Annotated in this window: 16 protein-coding genes; 10 read left to right on the top strand and 6 right to left on the bottom strand. The window is 63.2% G+C overall.

The window, feature by feature from the left end; genetic code table 11:
* Positions 1-9: 9 nt before the first annotated feature.
* Complete coding sequence (locus D0B32_RS15820) at positions 10-750, bottom strand: ATP-binding cassette domain-containing protein (RefSeq protein ID WP_117334940.1); 741 nt, start codon at positions 748-750, stop codon at positions 10-12.
* 615 nt (positions 751-1,365) lie between these two features.
* On the opposite strand from D0B32_RS15820, the gene D0B32_RS15815 reads away from it, so the two are divergent.
* Together D0B32_RS15815 and D0B32_RS15810 are read left to right on the top strand one after the other, a co-directional pair.
* On the top strand, positions 1,366-1,989 hold the full coding sequence (locus tag D0B32_RS15815) for a LysE family translocator (RefSeq protein WP_117334939.1): 624 nt from the start codon (positions 1,366-1,368) through the stop codon (positions 1,987-1,989).
* Between the two features lie 60 nt (positions 1,990-2,049).
* On the top strand, positions 2,050-2,463 hold the full coding sequence (locus tag D0B32_RS15810) for a VOC family protein (protein ID WP_117334938.1): 414 nt from the start codon (positions 2,050-2,052) through the stop codon (positions 2,461-2,463).
* A gap of 95 nt (positions 2,464-2,558) precedes the next feature.
* Here D0B32_RS15810 and D0B32_RS15805 read toward each other — a convergent pair whose 3' ends face one another.
* Complete coding sequence (locus D0B32_RS15805) at positions 2,559-3,515, bottom strand: LysR family transcriptional regulator (RefSeq protein WP_117334937.1); 957 nt, start codon at positions 3,513-3,515, stop codon at positions 2,559-2,561.
* A 129-nt stretch (positions 3,516-3,644) separates the two neighbouring features.
* On the opposite strand from D0B32_RS15805, the gene D0B32_RS15800 reads away from it, so the two are divergent.
* Entirely contained in the window at positions 3,645-4,502 is an 858-nt protein-coding gene (locus D0B32_RS15800) for an oxidoreductase (RefSeq protein WP_117334936.1), read from the top strand.
* Positions 4,503-4,568: 66 nt separating this feature from the next.
* Here D0B32_RS15800 and D0B32_RS15795 read toward each other — a convergent pair whose 3' ends face one another.
* Positions 4,569-6,623, bottom strand: a complete 2,055-nt coding sequence (locus D0B32_RS15795; RefSeq protein WP_117334935.1) for an NADPH-dependent 2,4-dienoyl-CoA reductase — start codon at positions 6,621-6,623, stop codon at positions 4,569-4,571.
* Positions 6,624-6,997: 374 nt separating this feature from the next.
* Between D0B32_RS15795 and D0B32_RS15790 the strand changes: the two genes are divergently transcribed.
* Positions 6,998-7,789 carry a DUF4397 domain-containing protein gene (locus D0B32_RS15790; RefSeq protein ID WP_117334934.1) on the top strand — a complete coding sequence of 264 codons (792 nt, stop codon included), beginning with the start codon at positions 6,998-7,000 and terminating at the stop codon, positions 7,787-7,789.
* A 356-nt stretch (positions 7,790-8,145) separates the two neighbouring features.
* Here D0B32_RS15790 and D0B32_RS15785 read toward each other — a convergent pair whose 3' ends face one another.
* Positions 8,146-8,280 carry an entericidin A/B family lipoprotein gene (locus D0B32_RS15785; protein WP_117334933.1) on the bottom strand — a complete coding sequence of 45 codons (135 nt, stop codon included), beginning with the start codon at positions 8,278-8,280 and terminating at the stop codon, positions 8,146-8,148.
* A gap of 201 nt (positions 8,281-8,481) precedes the next feature.
* Positions 8,482-9,885 carry a sensor histidine kinase gene (locus D0B32_RS15780; RefSeq protein WP_117335361.1) on the bottom strand — a complete coding sequence of 468 codons (1,404 nt, stop codon included), beginning with the start codon at positions 9,883-9,885 and terminating at the stop codon, positions 8,482-8,484.
* A gap of 272 nt (positions 9,886-10,157) precedes the next feature.
* Here D0B32_RS15780 and D0B32_RS15775 point away from each other — a divergent pair, with 272 nt between their 5' ends.
* The 5 genes from D0B32_RS15775 to D0B32_RS15755 all read left to right on the top strand — a co-directional run bounded on the left by D0B32_RS15775 (position 10,158) and on the right by D0B32_RS15755 (position 12,494).
* Positions 10,158-10,334 (top strand): DUF1328 domain-containing protein, encoded by a 177-nt coding sequence (locus D0B32_RS15775; protein WP_117334932.1) that lies wholly within the window; start codon positions 10,158-10,160, stop codon positions 10,332-10,334.
* A gap of 55 nt (positions 10,335-10,389) precedes the next feature.
* The gene (locus D0B32_RS15770; RefSeq protein WP_074264073.1) at positions 10,390-10,551 is read left to right on the top strand and encodes a DUF1328 domain-containing protein; all 162 of its coding nucleotides are present in this window, start codon (positions 10,390-10,392) and stop codon (positions 10,549-10,551) included.
* A gap of 98 nt (positions 10,552-10,649) precedes the next feature.
* Positions 10,650-11,186 (top strand): bacterioferritin, encoded by a 537-nt coding sequence (locus D0B32_RS15765; protein ID WP_117334931.1) that lies wholly within the window; start codon positions 10,650-10,652, stop codon positions 11,184-11,186.
* Positions 11,187-11,339: 153 nt separating this feature from the next.
* Positions 11,340-11,972, top strand: coding sequence for a response regulator transcription factor (locus tag D0B32_RS15760; protein WP_117334930.1), 633 nt, complete (start codon positions 11,340-11,342; stop codon positions 11,970-11,972).
* An 81-nt stretch (positions 11,973-12,053) separates the two neighbouring features.
* Positions 12,054-12,494, top strand: a complete 441-nt coding sequence (locus D0B32_RS15755) for a response regulator (RefSeq protein WP_117334929.1) — start codon at positions 12,054-12,056, stop codon at positions 12,492-12,494.
* A gap of 64 nt (positions 12,495-12,558) precedes the next feature.
* Here the strand turns inward: D0B32_RS15755 and D0B32_RS15750 are convergent, their stop codons facing one another.
* Positions 12,559-13,761 carry an MFS transporter gene (locus D0B32_RS15750; protein WP_117334928.1) on the bottom strand — a complete coding sequence of 401 codons (1,203 nt, stop codon included), beginning with the start codon at positions 13,759-13,761 and terminating at the stop codon, positions 12,559-12,561.
* A 234-nt stretch (positions 13,762-13,995) separates the two neighbouring features.
* Here D0B32_RS15750 and D0B32_RS15745 point away from each other — a divergent pair, with 234 nt between their 5' ends.
* Positions 13,996-14,481, top strand: a complete 486-nt coding sequence (locus tag D0B32_RS15745) for a DUF2569 domain-containing protein (protein WP_117334927.1) — start codon at positions 13,996-13,998, stop codon at positions 14,479-14,481.
* Positions 14,482-14,487 lie beyond the last annotated feature (6 nt).

Raw genomic sequence — 14,487 nt, 5'->3', positions numbered from 1 at the left:
GAGTCGGGTTCAGGCAGTGGCAATGGCTCCGGTGATGAGGCCGGTCACTTCTTCCGGAGAGGATGCTTCGGTCTTCTTGTCCGCCACCTTGCGTCCACGCCGCATCACGACCACGCGGTCGGCAACGGTGAACACGTCGGGCATGCGGTGGCTGATCAATATGACGGCAATGCCATGTTCGGAAAGACGCTTGATGAGGTCGAGCACCTCGGCCACCTGGCGCACGCTGATCGCGGCAGTGGGTTCGTCCATGATGACGAGGCGCGCTTCGGAAAGGCGCGTGCGGGCGATCGCCACCGCCTGGCGCTGACCGCCTGACATCTGGCGGACCAGATCGAGCGGACGCGTCTCCGATTTGAGTTCCTTGAACAGTTCGCCGGCGCGCCGGTACATGGCGGCGTGATCGAGAATGCGGATGGGCCAGACGCCGATGCGCGGCTCGCGACCAAGGAACACATTGGCCGCCGCCGTGAGGTTGTCGCACAGCGCGAGGTCCTGGTAGACCACCTCGATGCCCTGGGCGCGGGCGTCGACCGGTCTGCCGAAATGGACCGGCTTGCCGTCGATGAGAATGTCCCCGTGTGAGGGCGGAAAATTGCCGGCGATGACTTTCACCAGCGTCGATTTTCCAGCACCGTTGTCGCCCATGAGTCCGACCACCTGGCCAGGCTCCAGAGTCAACGTCACGTCGGTCAGGGCGCGAATGGCGCCGAAATGCTTGGAAACGTCTCTGAGCTCCAACAGACTCATGGGTGGTCGCGCTCGCTTGTTAGATTGCGCCCGTTTCTGCGGACGGGCGACCGGTAGACCTGCTAACCAGCATTTTTTTATAGCACATGGATGCTCTTTCGCAAGCAAGGCTCCTGCGTTATCGGGTTTACCTGCGGATCGTCCGTGTAGGGATAAACACGATGATGCGATGCGGCGATGACCGTCGATAGCTTGCGCGAAGAGCCGTGTTTGAAAGCTCGCCGTATTGGGACTGTTGGCGCAAAATGATGCGCCGGCGCGGTTCGGCCTGGCTCGGCGCGGTTCGCGTTCGGCGCCGGTGCAGGATGGCGCCGGCATCGTCGCCTGCCTGACCCCCGCCCATGCCCTGCTGCACATGCAAGGGTTGAGTCGCCCGAGCATGTTTTTGAGCGGTTCGAGGATTCGTCAGTCAGGGCCGCGCGGTTAAGCTCGAATCGAGCAGACGTATTCGGCTATGCCCCGCAGCCACATCATGCAGCCACATCACGCGGCCACGCAACGGTCCGGCTCGTCAGTCGCGATGAGCGTCGGCATCTGCGGCCATGCAGTTACGCAAGGCGCGATCTACCGAACAGGTCGCGTCGCGAGTAGTGCCTGAAAAAAGGAGTGTTTCGCATGCTACCGGTCTCGACCCTGTTGCCGTTCTTCGGCGTGTCACTCGTGCTTGGACTCGCGCCGGGCCCGGACAACGTGTTCGTGCTGTTGCAGTCGGCCATGCGCGGCCCGCGCGCCGGCATGGTGATTGTGCTGGGCCTTTGCACAGGGCTGCTGGTGCATACGTTCGTGGTCGCGGTGGGCCTCGGCGCGCTGCTGGTGGCATCGAAACTCGCCTTCACAGTGCTCAAGAGCGTGGGCGCCGTGTATCTGGTGTACCTCGCATGGCAGGCCTGGCGCGCGCCGGTCGGCATCAAGGCGGAGGGCGTCGAGCGCATCGAGACGGGGCATCTGTACCGCCGCGGCGTCATCATGAATCTGAGCAATCCCAAGGTGGTGATCTTCTTTCTCGCGTTCCTGCCGCAGTTCGTCATTGCAGATCGCGGGCACGTTGCGCTGCAGATCACTACACTAGGCCTGGTGTTCATCGTCGCGAGCCTGATCGTGTTCAGCCTCATCGCGTACTTTTCGGGTACCGGCGGCAAGGTGTTGTTGCGTTCGGAGCGCACCCAGCGCGCGCTGAACCGCTTCGCCAGTATCGTGTTCGTCGGCCTCGCGGCCAAACTCGCCAGTGCACATCTGTAAGTTCGAGCGTGAATCAGGACGCCTGCGTCCGCTATCTGAAACCTTAAAAGGAGTCTCGGCATGAGCTCAGCTTCACTCACGATGGGCGTCGACCACATTGGTCTCACCGTGAAAGATCTTGCCCTCACCAGCGCGTTTTTCATCGACTGCCTCGGCTGGAAGAAGGTCGGCGAAAAGCCGGATTACCCGGCGATTTTCGTCTCGGACGGCCACGTCACGCTGACCTTGTGGCAACTGGTCAATACCAGTGTCGCGGTGAACTTCGACAGAAAGACCAACGTCGGGCTGCATCATCTGGCCATTCGCGCCGCCGATGAAAACGCCTTCGACACGCTGTTCGAAAAGGTCTCCAGCTGGCCGGGCGTGAAGATGGAGTTCGCGCCGGAACTGCTGGGCAAAGGCCCGAAGCGGCACATGATGGTGTACGAGCCGGGCGGGATTCGCCTCGAGTTCGATCTGGTGCCGAAGGCCTGACCGAAGCTTCCGACAAGAACCCGCCGAGGTTTCGGCAAGAACGCGGCGGGAACCTGTCTAACGCGATTCGAAGGCTCGAACGGCTTCGCCGTGATTCACCGCGCCGTGCGCTGCGGCATGCGCGCGGCGCGCAGTTCCGCGGCGTCGAGAAAGAACTCGCGGTTGTTGGCGAGGCGCCCGATCATGAAGTCGATGAACGTCTTCACGCGTAGCGGCTGCTCGGTGCGATGCCCGTAGTAGATGTGGATCGTGCCGTAATCGGCGATGTGCTGGGTCAGCAACGGCACGAGCCGGCCCGCGCGGATGTGGGCCGTGCAGTTGAAGGTAGCGAGTTGCCCGATGCCTAAACCCGCCAGCACGGCCTGGGTTTCCATCTCCGTGTCGTTGGCGCAGACCACGGCGGGTATGTCCCGATACACGACTTCGTCACCAAGGCGGAATTGCCACTGCGCGAGCTTGCCGGTATTCACGCGCCGGTAGCCGGTGCAGCGATGCTGCGTCAGCTCGTCGAGCGTGCGCGGCGCGCCATTGCGCTCGATGTACTGCGGCGAGGCGCAGACGATCAGTTGAATGGGCAAAAGCCGGCGCGCAATCGAGCCGCCCGACGGCGGCGGTCCGGCACGGAATCCGACGTCGGCGCGTTCGGTGACGAGATCGGTGAAGTGGTCGTCGAGCTGCACGTCGAGTTGTATGTTCGGATGAAGCTGCTGAAACGCCTCGAAAGACGGCCACAGCAACGGCATGCCGAGTGAGCGCGGCGCGCTGATGCGCAGCAGGCCGCCCACGTCCTCTTTCGAACGCCGCGCTTCGTCGAGTGCCGACGACAGCATGCCGAGCGCTGGCTTCACACTCTCGAAGAGCCGCTGACCTTCTTCGGTCAGGCTCAGCTTGCGCGTGGTGCGGTGAAACAGTCGCACGCCCAGTTCCTTCTCCAGTTGCATCACCGCATGGCTCGCCGCCTGCGGCGAGATGCCCTGGTCGACCGCGGCGCGCCGCAGACTCCCCAGCGCCGCGGCACGGACGAAGGTGGTGATCGCGCGGATTTCGTTCATGGTCGGCGTCCGGATTCGCAAATAATCATTGATTATGAGTCTAGCAATTAGTGGCTAGTTCGGGTCAATCGTCAAGCCTACGATGGCATCACTTCGAGCGGCAGACCCCATCCACTGAGGAGAAACATCATGGCAAACATCCGGAACGGCGATTTCAGGCGTGTATGGTTCATCACCGGTGCGTCGCGCGGGATTGGCGCATTGATCGCGGAGGCGGCGCTCGCGGACGGCAACGCCGTCGTCGCGGCAGGACGCAACGTCAAGGCTATCGTCGAGCGGCTTGGCGACTCGGACGCGTTGCTGCCGGTGGCGCTGGACGTGACCGATGAAGCGCAGGCCAAAGTGGCCGTGCAGCAGGCGCTCGACACCTTCGGACGCATCGACGTGCTGGTGAACAACGCGGGCTTCGGCCTGCTTGGCGCGGTGGAAGAATCCGCCGACAAGGACATCCGCCGCATGTACGACACCAACGTGTTCGGCCTGCTGAACGTGACCCGGGCGGTGCTGCCGACCATGCGCGCGAGCCGCTCGGGCCACGTCATCAACATTTCGTCGATTGGCGGTTATCGGGGTTCAGCGGGGTTCGGCGTGTATTCATCGACGAAGTTCGCGGTGGAAGGCATCACCGAGGCTTTGCACACAGAATTGAGCCCGCTTGGCATCCACGCGACGGTGGTCGAGCCAGGCTATTTCCGCACGGACTTCCTGGATGCGTCGTCGATGCTGGTCGCCGCTGACGTGATCGACGACTACGATGCGACTTCGGGCGCGGTGCGGCGCCGCGCTGCGCAGATGAACCACAACCAGCCCGGCGATCCGGTCAAGCTGGCGGCCGCGATGCTCAAGCTGGTCGACGCGCCGACGCCGCCGCTGCGTCTGCCGCTCGGCACCGATACGCTGGCCGCGATTGCCGCGAAGAATGCGTTCGTGACGCAGGAAACGGAAACGTGGAAGGCGTTGTCGGCATCGACGGACTTCCCCAAGTAAGGCGAGCCGGAGCGCGATAGGAGAGGGCGTTTGCCCTCGCACCCACAGCCGTAGCTACAACCGCACCTACAACCGCGCTGCCAGTTCTGCGCCTTCGCGGATCGCGCGCTTCGCGTCCAGTTCGGTCGCGAGCGCCGCGCCGCCTATCACGTGATAGCGCGGACCATCCTGAGACGGCGTGGCAGGCTGCAATTCACGCAACGACTCCTGCCCCGCGCACACCACGATCGTCTCCACGTCGAGCCATTGCTCCTTACCCTCACGCGCGATCTTCAGACCGCGCGCGCTGATCTCCAGATACGACACGCCATCGAGCATGTGCACACCGTTGCGCGCCAGCGCCGCGCGATGCACCCAGCCCGAGGTTTTGCCGAGCCCCGCGCCGAGTTTGCCTGCCTTGCGCTGCAGTAGCCAGATTTCGCGCACGGGTTGCGCGTGAGCGGGCGTCTTGAGTCCGCCGCGTTCGTTCACGCCGAGATCCACGCCCCACTCGTCGAGCCAGGCATCGCGCGGCTGCGGCAACGGTTCACCAGGACGATGCAGCAGGAACTCGCTGACATCGAAACCAATACCGCCCGCGCCGATCACCGCCACACTGCGCCCGACCGGCGCGCCGCGCAGCACGTCGACATAGGTGAGCACGTTCGGCCCGTCGATGCCTGCGATCTGCGGACGACGCGGCACGATGCCGGTAGCGAGAATCACATCGTCGTAGCGGCTCGCTGCGAGCAAAGCCGGATCGACGCGCGTTGCGAGACGCACGTCCACGCCGTGACGTTGCAACTGACTCTGAAAGTAGCGGATCGTCTCGCTGAACTCCTCTTTGCCCGGCACACGCATCGCGAGATTGAACTGACCGCCCAGCACAGGGCTCGCATCGAACAGCGTCACCCGATGCCCGCGCGATGCCGCCACCGTCGCCGCCGACAACCCGGCCGGCCCCGCGCCGACCACGGCAACCGTACGCACGGTGTCTTTGGACGTGAGCGGCCGGTAGACGAGTTCGGTCTCGCGGCCGGCGCGCGGATTCACGAGGCAGGTGGCGCGCCGGTTCTGAAACGTGTGATCGAGGCACGCCTGGTTGCAGGCAATACAGGTGTTGATTTCGTCCGTGCGTCCCGCTGCGGTCTTGTTGACGAACTCGGGATCGGCGAGTAGCGGCCGCGCCATCGAAACCAGATCGCCCATGCCCTGCGCTAGCAGGTCGTCGGCCACCTGCGGGGTATTGATGCGGTTCGAGACAATCACCGGCACCTTCACCGACGCTTTCAAACGTGCGCTTAACGGTGCGAAGGCCGCGCGCGGCACGGAGGTCACGATGGTCGGCACACGGGCCTCGTGCCAGCCAATCCCGGTGTTGAACATGGTCACGCCGGCCGCTTCCAGCGCCTGCGCGACCTGCACGGTTTCATCCCAGGTGTTGCCGCCTTCGACGAGATCGATCAGCGACAAACGGTAGATCACGATGAAGCGTTCGCCGCATGAAGCACGCACGGCCTCGACGATCTCACGCGCGAGACGCATGCGGTTTTCGAGGCTGCCGCCGTAGCGGTCGGTGCGCTGGTTGGTGCGCGGGCAGAGGAACTGGTTGAGCAGGTAGCCTTCGCTGCCCATGATCTCCACGCCGTCATACCCGGCGCGTTGCGCGAGCCGTGCGCAGCGTGCGTAATCGCGTACCGTCCGCGCGATGCCGGCTTCCGTGAGCGCGCGCGGCTTGAACTTCGAAATGGGCGACTTGAGCGCCGACGCGGATACGACGAACGGTTGATACCCGTACCGCCCCGCGTGCAGGATCTGTAGCGCGATCTTGCCGCCTTCGGCATGCACGGCCGCGGTCAGCAAACGATGATTGCGTAGATCGAAAACGGAATTCAACGTGCCGCCGAACGGCAACAGCCAACCCTGGCGGTTCGGCGAGATGCCGCCGGTGATGACCAACCCCGTGCCACCTCTCGCGCGCTCGCGGAAATACGCGGCCAGCTTCGGATAGTTCCAGAAGCGGTCTTCCATGCCGGTATGCATCGAGCCCATCACGACGCGATTGCGCAGCGTCGTGAAGCCGAGGTCGAGTTCGGCGAGCAAGTGCGGGTATGAATGCGGGGAAGCGTGTGGGTAAGGCATGCAACGCGCCTTGTAAAAGTGGGGTGCGCACGAACGATACACCGCGCATCGTGCCCATCGTCCGAGGAAAAATTCTAATTCGCGAAACGCGTTGTCCAGCAAGCCCGGTTGCGGTGCAGGTGTCCATGCCGGTGCATGCGGCACACCGATTGCTCGATGCGAGCGTCCATAACACGCACGACCTGGCGCCGAGGCAAGGACGTGCCACAGGGATAGGAGGGAGTGTCGCGAGAGAGACCGGACAATGCCGTTCAAACGATCAACGAACAAGGCACTGCACCGGACGCGATGCTCACATAACTAATGGGAAAGACTCAGGGAGCGACCCGCAGCAGGACGCGGGCGATACCCGACTTCGATATAGGTGAAAAAACATGAAGCTCATTCGAACCGTGGCGGCGGTCATTGGCGTCGCATCCGTATTGACGGCGTGTGGGGGCAGCGGCAGCGACGCCGCGAAATCACTTGGCATTACTGATCCTGAGATCCACTTCGTTCACGCCATTCCGGGCGGCCCGGCCGTGGACTTCCTCGTCAACGGCGCAGCACCCGGCGGCCAAACCAATATCAACTATCTGGGCGTCACCAACTTCACCAATATCAACACGGGTTCGACCAACGTCGCCTATGCCAGCACCGGCACGACCACGGCGCTCGCCAGCGGCAACTTTCCGGATGCGGCCAACGGTCACGAATACACCGTGCTCGCATTGCCGGGTCTGACGGCGCCGGGCATCGGCCTGATCGACGATCCGTTCGACAAGGGGCTGCTCTCCAACGATGCCCGTGTGCGTGCGTTCAACGCGTCGGCAAACGCGACCAATCTCGACATCTACATCGTGCCGTCGGGGACCAACATCAACGGCGTGAGTCCGACGATGGCGGGCGTGTCGTTCAGCAACGCCGTGCCGGCGAGCGGCCAGGACTCGCTGTATCTGTCGGGCGGTACATATGTGGCGATCGTGACGGCAGCGGGCAGCAAGACAGCGATTTTCCAGTCCGCAACGTTTAGTCTTGCCAACAATGCCGACTGGCTGGTGACCACGGTGCCGATCGCCGGCACCTTGAGCCAGTTGCTGCCGGGCCAGATCCATCTGCTGGTCGCGCAGGGCGGCAACACGGGTACGCCGGCGGTCGAGTTGAGCAACACACTGACGGGTCAATAAGCCGCGTTCAGGTGTGAGCCGGCAAGCGCTTGATGCTGCATAAACCGGTTGAATCGCAGCAGTCGCATCACAAGCAGATCAAGGGCATCGAGCCGCGCTAAAAGCGGCGTACCAGGGAGGGCAGAGCGGCGGTCCGCCACGTGTGGATCGCCGCTTTGTTTTTGCGGGCGCCTTTTGCATTGCAGGCGTAGCGTCTGCCAGAAGGTGCGTGACGTACGCGCGTAAAAAAGCCCGCTGTGCGAGCACAGCGGGCTAAACGTGAGATCAAAACGCGTGGAATCAGTGCGGCTGAAGGATTCGCTGACTCGATGTTGCAGTCGAGCCAGCGTCAGACAACGCCACTGAAGTGACGGCTTTTACTTGGCGTTATCTGCCGCGTTGGACAGATCGTGGCCGCCGTTCGAGATATCCTGGCCAGCGCCTGCCATCGTGTTGCATCCAGCGAGCGCAGCAGTCGCAGCGATCAGAAGCAGAGCGAAGAGTCGAGTCATGAGTGTTCCCCTTATCAAGAATGCATCAATGGACGCGCCCGGTAGCCGGCGCGTGCTGCGTGGCTTACGACCGGGGCTTCGCGCCAGTCGATCCGGTCTGATTGCATGTTAAAAAATCGGGGAGCAGGACGCTGTCGGCGCGGCTGCGATTTTCTTGTAGGTGGGACGCGTTTTCTCGCGTCAGCGCCCTCCTACATGAGGCTACAAGCTGCGCTCGGAGGGAGCGGCCGGTGCGATGTCGTCCAGCGGCATGGCGCGGCGGGCGCAGGGCATCACCACATGAATGTCCGTACCGCTTGGTACGCCACGGTGAATGTCGAACTGCCCGCCATGCGCCGCCACCCGCTGACGCATACCGAGCAGGCCATGCGTGTGGGTGCGCTTGAGGTCGGCGGGCGTGATGCCCACGCCGTTATCGGAGATGGACAGCGCCACCTGTGCCTCGTCGATCTGCAAACCGATCGACACGCGCGAGGCCCGCGCGTACTTCGCCGCATTGGTCAGCGACTCCTGTGCGACCCGGAACAGCGCAATCTCGGTCTGCTCGTCGAGCTGGATGTCGTCGGCGGGCAGCCGCAGCTCGAGCATCCAGTTGTTGCGCTGGGCGGCTTCGTCGGCGAGGGTGCGCAGCGCGGTGACGAGACCGAAGTTCGCCAGTACCGTAGGCCGCATGTCTTCGATGATGCGGCGCTTGAGTGCAATCCCCTGATCGAGGTTGGCGAGCGCGCGCGCCAGTTTCTCGGCCACCGCCGGTTCGCTGTCCTTCAGTTTGCGGTTGGCCCAGGCCACGTCCATCTTGCTGGCGGTCAGGATCGCGCCCAGTTCGTCGTGCAGTTCGCGCGCCAGTTGCGTCTTTTCGTTTTCGGCGACGGCCTGCAAATGCCAGCCCAGCGCTTCGAGCTGACGGGTGCGTTCGGTGACGAGCTGGTCCAGTTCCTCCTGCTGCGTGATGAGTTGCCGCTGCACGCGCGCCTGCCGGTCGATCTGGATGCCGAGGTTGCGAAACAGCAGGATGAACAACACGATGTTCAGCGCGGAGAGTGCCGCCGCGCACAAGGTAGAGACACGCTGATCGGCGCGGCTCGCGTCGAGTGCCTGCTGCGCGCGGCGTGTTTCGTTGTCGCGCAGCAGGGAAAGGGTGCTGTCGATCAACGCCCCATCCACCGTTTGCGCGCCGCTCGCGGTGCCGCACGCGGCCAGCGCCAGCGGTTGCGGTGTGGCCTGCTGCATGGCAGTGACGCCCGCGCCGATGCGCGCCTCGATCAGCGCGGCGATCTGCGAGAAGCTCGCCTGCTCGGCACTGTCGGCTTCGCGGCGGTAGTACGTGGTGTTCAGTTGCTGGATGGTTTGCCGCAGCCGCGTCGCGTTCGTGCAGTAGGCCTGGGCGCGCGCCACCTGCTTCGTCAGAAGAAAGTTGGCCTGGTAGGCGCTGAGGCGTTCGAGCTGGCTTTCGAGCGTGCTCAATTGCACCGTGACGTCGCGCGCTTCGAGCGCGCTTTCGTATTCGGCGGCGATGCGTTCGCGGGCCGTTTCGAGAATCACGAGCCCGCCCACCGTGATGACAATGGCGACCGTCATCGCAATCGCCCAACTGCGGTTGCGCATCCATTCGTTCAATGTGGTTGCCACTTTCAGGTCGTGCTCCTTATTACCCGGCTTTTTGTATAGACGCTCATCGACGCATTGTGCACCTGTTCAGACGCGTGACACGTGTATCCGCCACGTTCAGCCGGGCGGCGCGGCGGACATCGTAAAGCGGCTGTAATGCCATGTCAGCGGATTCTCACACGAAAAACGGCCGGAGCCGGAATGCGCTGCGCCGCACGGCTCATTAGGATGACTCTGTCAGCTCAATTATCGTTCTGGAGGATTTCACCATGCTCAAATGGGCCCTGATCTTCGCTGTGATCGCCCTCGTTGCGGGTGTGCTCGGCTTTACCGGCATTGCGGCAGGCGCTGCGGCAATCGCGAAGTTCCTGTTCATCGTGTTCCTGATTCTGTGCGTGGTGTTTCTGGTGCTCGGCTTTGTCGTGACGAAAAAGATAGTCGATTAGCGGGGGGCGCTTACTCTGGACCTAGACAACAACCCTTCCGGCAAGGAGAGTCGCCATGCTTCACTACGCAGTCGTATTTTTCATCATCGCGATCATCGCGGCGGTGTTCGGTTTTACCGGCATTGCAGCGGGCGCGGCTGAAATTGCCAAGATCCTGTTCTACATCTTCCTCGTCGTGTTCGTCGTGACGCTGCTGCTGGGCGTGTTCCGAACGTAGCGCGTAGGACTTTTGCGGGTCTTTCTCTTGACCGGCGCATCAGGCGCGTTTCGTGCGGGATGCGCAATACCCCCCATACCGGATAAAGGAGAAATTAAATGTCGAAGTCACCTTTCGTGATGGACTTGAAGAAAATCCGCGACGACGCGCGCAAGCATATGTCGGACGGCCCGGTCACGCAGACCTATGGCGCTGACCGAGAAACCGTGCTGAAGCTGCTCAACGACGCGCTCGCGACGGAGATCGTTTGCACGTTGCGTTACAAGCGTCACCATTTCATGGCCAAGGGCATCAATTCCGAAGCGGTGGCGGCCGAGTTTGCCGAGCACGCGGCGGAAGAGCAGGAACACGCCGACCGCTTCGCCGAGCGCATCGTGCAGCTGGGCGGCGCGCCGGATTTCGCACCGGACGGCCTGAAGACACGCTCGCACTCGGAGTACCAGGAGGGCAAGGATCTGACCGACATGATTCGCGAGAACCTGGTTGCCGAGCGGATTGCAGTGGACACTTATCGCGAGATCATCAAGTACCTCGGCGAGGACGACGTGACCACGCGTCGTATTTTCGAAGAGATTCTGGCGGTCGAGGAAGAACATGCCGACGATATGGCGGATCTGCTGGAAGGGCGCGAGTGATTAAAGAGTGGGCGGCCGATGGAACGCAAAGCAGGCGTGCCTGCGTTTCATCTGAGCCGTGATGCTGCGCAGTGGCACGTCTCGCGGCTGGTGCGGCGAGACCTCATTACAATGTCTGCTTTGGAGCCATTTCCACTGCACGGATAGAAACCGATGATTCGAGTGTTGATAGCCGACGATCACGCGATTGTCCGGGGCGGATTCAAGCAGTTCGTGGCCGACGAGCCCGATATGTGCGTGGCGGCGGAAGCCGCGACGGGCGACCAGACCATCAGCCTCGTGCGCGAGCAGGCGTTCGACGTGGTGCTGCTCGACATCGCCATGCCGGACAAGAACGGTATCGACACCTTGCGCGTCATCAAGCAGGTAAGGCCGGAGCAGGGCGTGCTGATCCTTTCCGGTTATCCGGAGAGCCAGTACGCCATCAACCTGCTGCGTGCGGGCGCCAACGGTTATCTGAACAAGGACTGCGCGCCCGACGAGATCGTGCGGGCCATTCGCGCGGTGGCGCGCGGGCATCGGTATCTGTCCGAGGCAGTGGCCGACACGCTCGCCGACAATCTCGACAAACCGGCCGCGGGGCGCCCGCACGAGGCGCTGTCGGAGCGTGAGTTCCAGATTTTCTGCAAGCTCGCGGCCGGGCAGATCCCCACGGATATCGCCGAAGAACTGCATCTGTCGGTGAAAACGGTGAGTACCTACCGGGCGCGGGTGCTGGAGAAAATGCGCCTGACCAACAACGCGGACCTGACTTACTACGCGATCAAAAACGGCTTGATCGAATGACGTGACTCATTCGCGTGACACGCGAAACGTGAGTTGTACGATAGAGGACACAGTGCGAGGAACCCTGCGCGGAACAGTGCCATGATCAGCGAATCGAATGCCCAACACGATGCCGGCCACGCGCCTTTGCGCGTGCTGCTGATCGAGGATTCGCCGCTGATCCGCCGCAGCGTCGCCGAGGCCATCGACGCCTCGGGCGTACTGCAGGTCACGGCGTACGCGGATACGTCGGATGAGGCTATCGCGTTGCTGAGCGCAGAGGCCTTCGACGCGGTGATCATTGATCTACAGTTGAAGCACGGCTCGGGCGTACCCGTGCTGGCGTATTTGCAGCGCGAAGGGTTGATCGAGAAAACCTTCGCCGCCGTGCTGACCAATCACGCGTTGCCGGCGTATCGCGAGCGCTGCCTGCAATATGGCGTGCGCCATTTCTACGACAAATCGTTTGAATTCGATCGCGTGATCGACGCGTTGCACGATTACGCGGAAGCGCGCAGCGTGGGGCGTCAGGCGGGCGTCTGAAAGCGCTTTAACGGGCCACGCTTTAACCCGCTACTTCAAGTGGCCATTCCGACACCCATCGAAGCTACGACGCCGTCACCGGCCTCGTCCTGCGCCGCGCGTGACTCCACCCGGCGAGGGCCGTGAAGGCCAGGCCCGCCACGCTGACACCCATCCATCCGAACCACGGCCAGACGAAGGCGCCCACCGCCGAACCTGCTGCGCCGCCAATGAAGTACGTCACCATGTAGACCGTATTCACGCGGCTGCGCGCCTCGGGCGAGAGCGCATAGATGCGCGACTGGTTCGAGATCTGCGCGGCCTGCACGCCGACATCGAGAATGATCACGCCGACGATCAGCCCGGCGATGCTCGCGCCGGACAGCCCGAACACCACGAACGAGATCGCCACCAGCACGATGGAGAGTGAGATGACCGCGCGCGGTCCACGGCGATCCGCGGACTTGCCGGCAATCGGCGCAGCCAGTGCGCCACCGGCGCCGACGATACCGAACAGCCCGGCCGCCTGCGGTCCGAGGTGAAACGGCGCACCGGCCAGCAGCAGCGCGAGCACGGACCAGAAGATGCTGAACGCGGCAAACAGGCACGCGCCCGTCACCGACGCCTCGCGCAAACCGGGGTGCTCGACGATCAGATGCCACATCGACATCAACAGCTTGCCGTAGGGCAGCGTCGAGGTCGGCTTGCTTTTGGGCAGGCGAATCCAGATCACCACGGCCAGCGCCAGCAATGCCACCAGCGACGCGGCGAACACCGTGCGCCAGCCGAAGTACTCGGCGACCAGACCCGCCGCGGTGCGCGCCAGCAGAATGCCGAGCAGCAAGCCGCTCATCACCGTGCCCACTGCATGACCGCGCTGCGAGGGCGGCGCGAGTTCGGCGGCGAACGGCACGGCCTGTTGCGCGATGGTGGCGAGCACACCAATGGCGAGGCTCGCACCGATCATCGTGGTGAGGTTCGGCGCGGCGGCGGTAACGATCAGCGCGATGCTGAGACCGGCAATCTGCAGCAGGATCAGCAGGCGTCGGTCGAAACGGTCGCCGAGCGGGGCGAGCAGCAGCATGCCGGCCGCGTAGCCGAGTTGCGTGACGGCGGGCACCGCGCCCACCCACGAAGCACTCTGCGGAAAGGACCCACGCAGGCTGTCGAGCAGCGGCTGGTTGTAATAGATGTTGGCAACGGCGACACCGGCGATGGTGGCGAGCAGCAGCAACAGCCGGCGCAAGGCACGCTCGTCGGCGGCGGAGGGGAACGGGGTCGTGGACATAAGCGGGGATTCGATGGACCGCCCGGAGAGGCAGTATTTAAGCGTGTCGATCATACCGGAGCGAGGCGAATCCTGCTGACCACGCCCATCGGGCGATGCGGGCTGATCAATATGAGATGTACGCGGTCGGCCGGTCCGTAAAATCGCGCGGCTCCTCGACGGAGCCCGTTGCAGACGCAACCTGCAACGCGCCCTGCAAACGCACCCTCACCCGACGCGATTCACCCTGAACAGATGGATATCCCCGCAGAACACGAACCCCACGGCATTGGTGGCTGGCTGTTGCTGGCCCTGCTCGGGCTGGCGGCGATGGTGACGGCCACGGTCATCGAGATGCGCGACCCGCTCAAGATGATGCTCGAACCGGAACTGCTCGCCGTGTTCGTTCGTCCAGAGACACATGGCTGGTATCGCGTCGTGATCCTGCTAGTCGGCATGGACGTGCTCACCGGCACGTTTATCGTCGCCGGTGCGGGCTGGTTGCTGATGCTAATGTGGCGCAGGTCGGCGCGCTTTGTCGGGCACGTGCAGGCGTGGCTGCTGGCCACGCTGGTGATGCGCACGTTCGCTTATCTGCTGGGCGATTTCATGACGCATGCCATCGCCATCGAAATCGGCCTGCCGCTCGACGGCTTCGTCTGGGCCGTGGTGGCCGCGGTGTTCGGCGTGCCATATTTCAGGTGGTCACGGCGCGTCCGTCATACGTTCGTGCGCGCGTGAACGGTG

This window comes from Paraburkholderia sp. DHOC27 (genome assembly GCF_003429005.1).
GTDB lineage: Bacteria > Pseudomonadota > Gammaproteobacteria > Burkholderiales > Burkholderiaceae > Paraburkholderia.
The sequence above is the reverse complement of the archived record's forward strand: the minus strand, read 5'-3'. Positions and strand labels throughout refer to the sequence as shown.

What these genes read in the sequence shown, in the direction of transcription:
- D0B32_RS15785 (WP_117334933.1), bottom strand. Translation starts at nt 8,280, where the DNA reads ATGACTCGACTCTTCGCTCTGCTTCTGATCGCTGCGACTGCTGCGCTC.
- D0B32_RS15755 (WP_117334929.1), top strand. Translation starts at nt 12,054, where the DNA reads ATGATCAGCGAATCGAATGCCCAACACGATGCCGGCCACGCGCCTTTG.
- D0B32_RS15820 (WP_117334940.1), bottom strand. Translation starts at nt 750, where the DNA reads ATGAGTCTGTTGGAGCTCAGAGACGTTTCCAAGCATTTCGGCGCCATT.
- D0B32_RS15795 (WP_117334935.1), bottom strand. Translation starts at nt 6,623, where the DNA reads ATGCCTTACCCACACGCTTCCCCGCATTCATACCCGCACTTGCTCGCC.
- D0B32_RS15775 (WP_117334932.1), top strand. Translation starts at nt 10,158, where the DNA reads ATGCTCAAATGGGCCCTGATCTTCGCTGTGATCGCCCTCGTTGCGGGT.
- D0B32_RS15760 (WP_117334930.1), top strand. Translation starts at nt 11,340, where the DNA reads ATGATTCGAGTGTTGATAGCCGACGATCACGCGATTGTCCGGGGCGGA.
- D0B32_RS15790 (WP_117334934.1), top strand. Translation starts at nt 6,998, where the DNA reads ATGAAGCTCATTCGAACCGTGGCGGCGGTCATTGGCGTCGCATCCGTA.
- D0B32_RS15780 (WP_117335361.1), bottom strand. Translation starts at nt 9,885, where the DNA reads ATGCGCAACCGCAGTTGGGCGATTGCGATGACGGTCGCCATTGTCATC.
- D0B32_RS15770 (WP_074264073.1), top strand. Translation starts at nt 10,390, where the DNA reads ATGCTTCACTACGCAGTCGTATTTTTCATCATCGCGATCATCGCGGCG.
- D0B32_RS15750 (WP_117334928.1), bottom strand. Translation starts at nt 13,761, where the DNA reads ATGTCCACGACCCCGTTCCCCTCCGCCGCCGACGAGCGTGCCTTGCGC.
- D0B32_RS15810 (WP_117334938.1), top strand. Translation starts at nt 2,050, where the DNA reads ATGAGCTCAGCTTCACTCACGATGGGCGTCGACCACATTGGTCTCACC.
- D0B32_RS15765 (WP_117334931.1), top strand. Translation starts at nt 10,650, where the DNA reads ATGTCGAAGTCACCTTTCGTGATGGACTTGAAGAAAATCCGCGACGAC.
- D0B32_RS15800 (WP_117334936.1), top strand. Translation starts at nt 3,645, where the DNA reads ATGGCAAACATCCGGAACGGCGATTTCAGGCGTGTATGGTTCATCACC.
- D0B32_RS15805 (WP_117334937.1), bottom strand. Translation starts at nt 3,515, where the DNA reads ATGAACGAAATCCGCGCGATCACCACCTTCGTCCGTGCCGCGGCGCTG.
- D0B32_RS15815 (WP_117334939.1), top strand. Translation starts at nt 1,366, where the DNA reads ATGCTACCGGTCTCGACCCTGTTGCCGTTCTTCGGCGTGTCACTCGTG.
- D0B32_RS15745 (WP_117334927.1), top strand. Translation starts at nt 13,996, where the DNA reads ATGGATATCCCCGCAGAACACGAACCCCACGGCATTGGTGGCTGGCTG.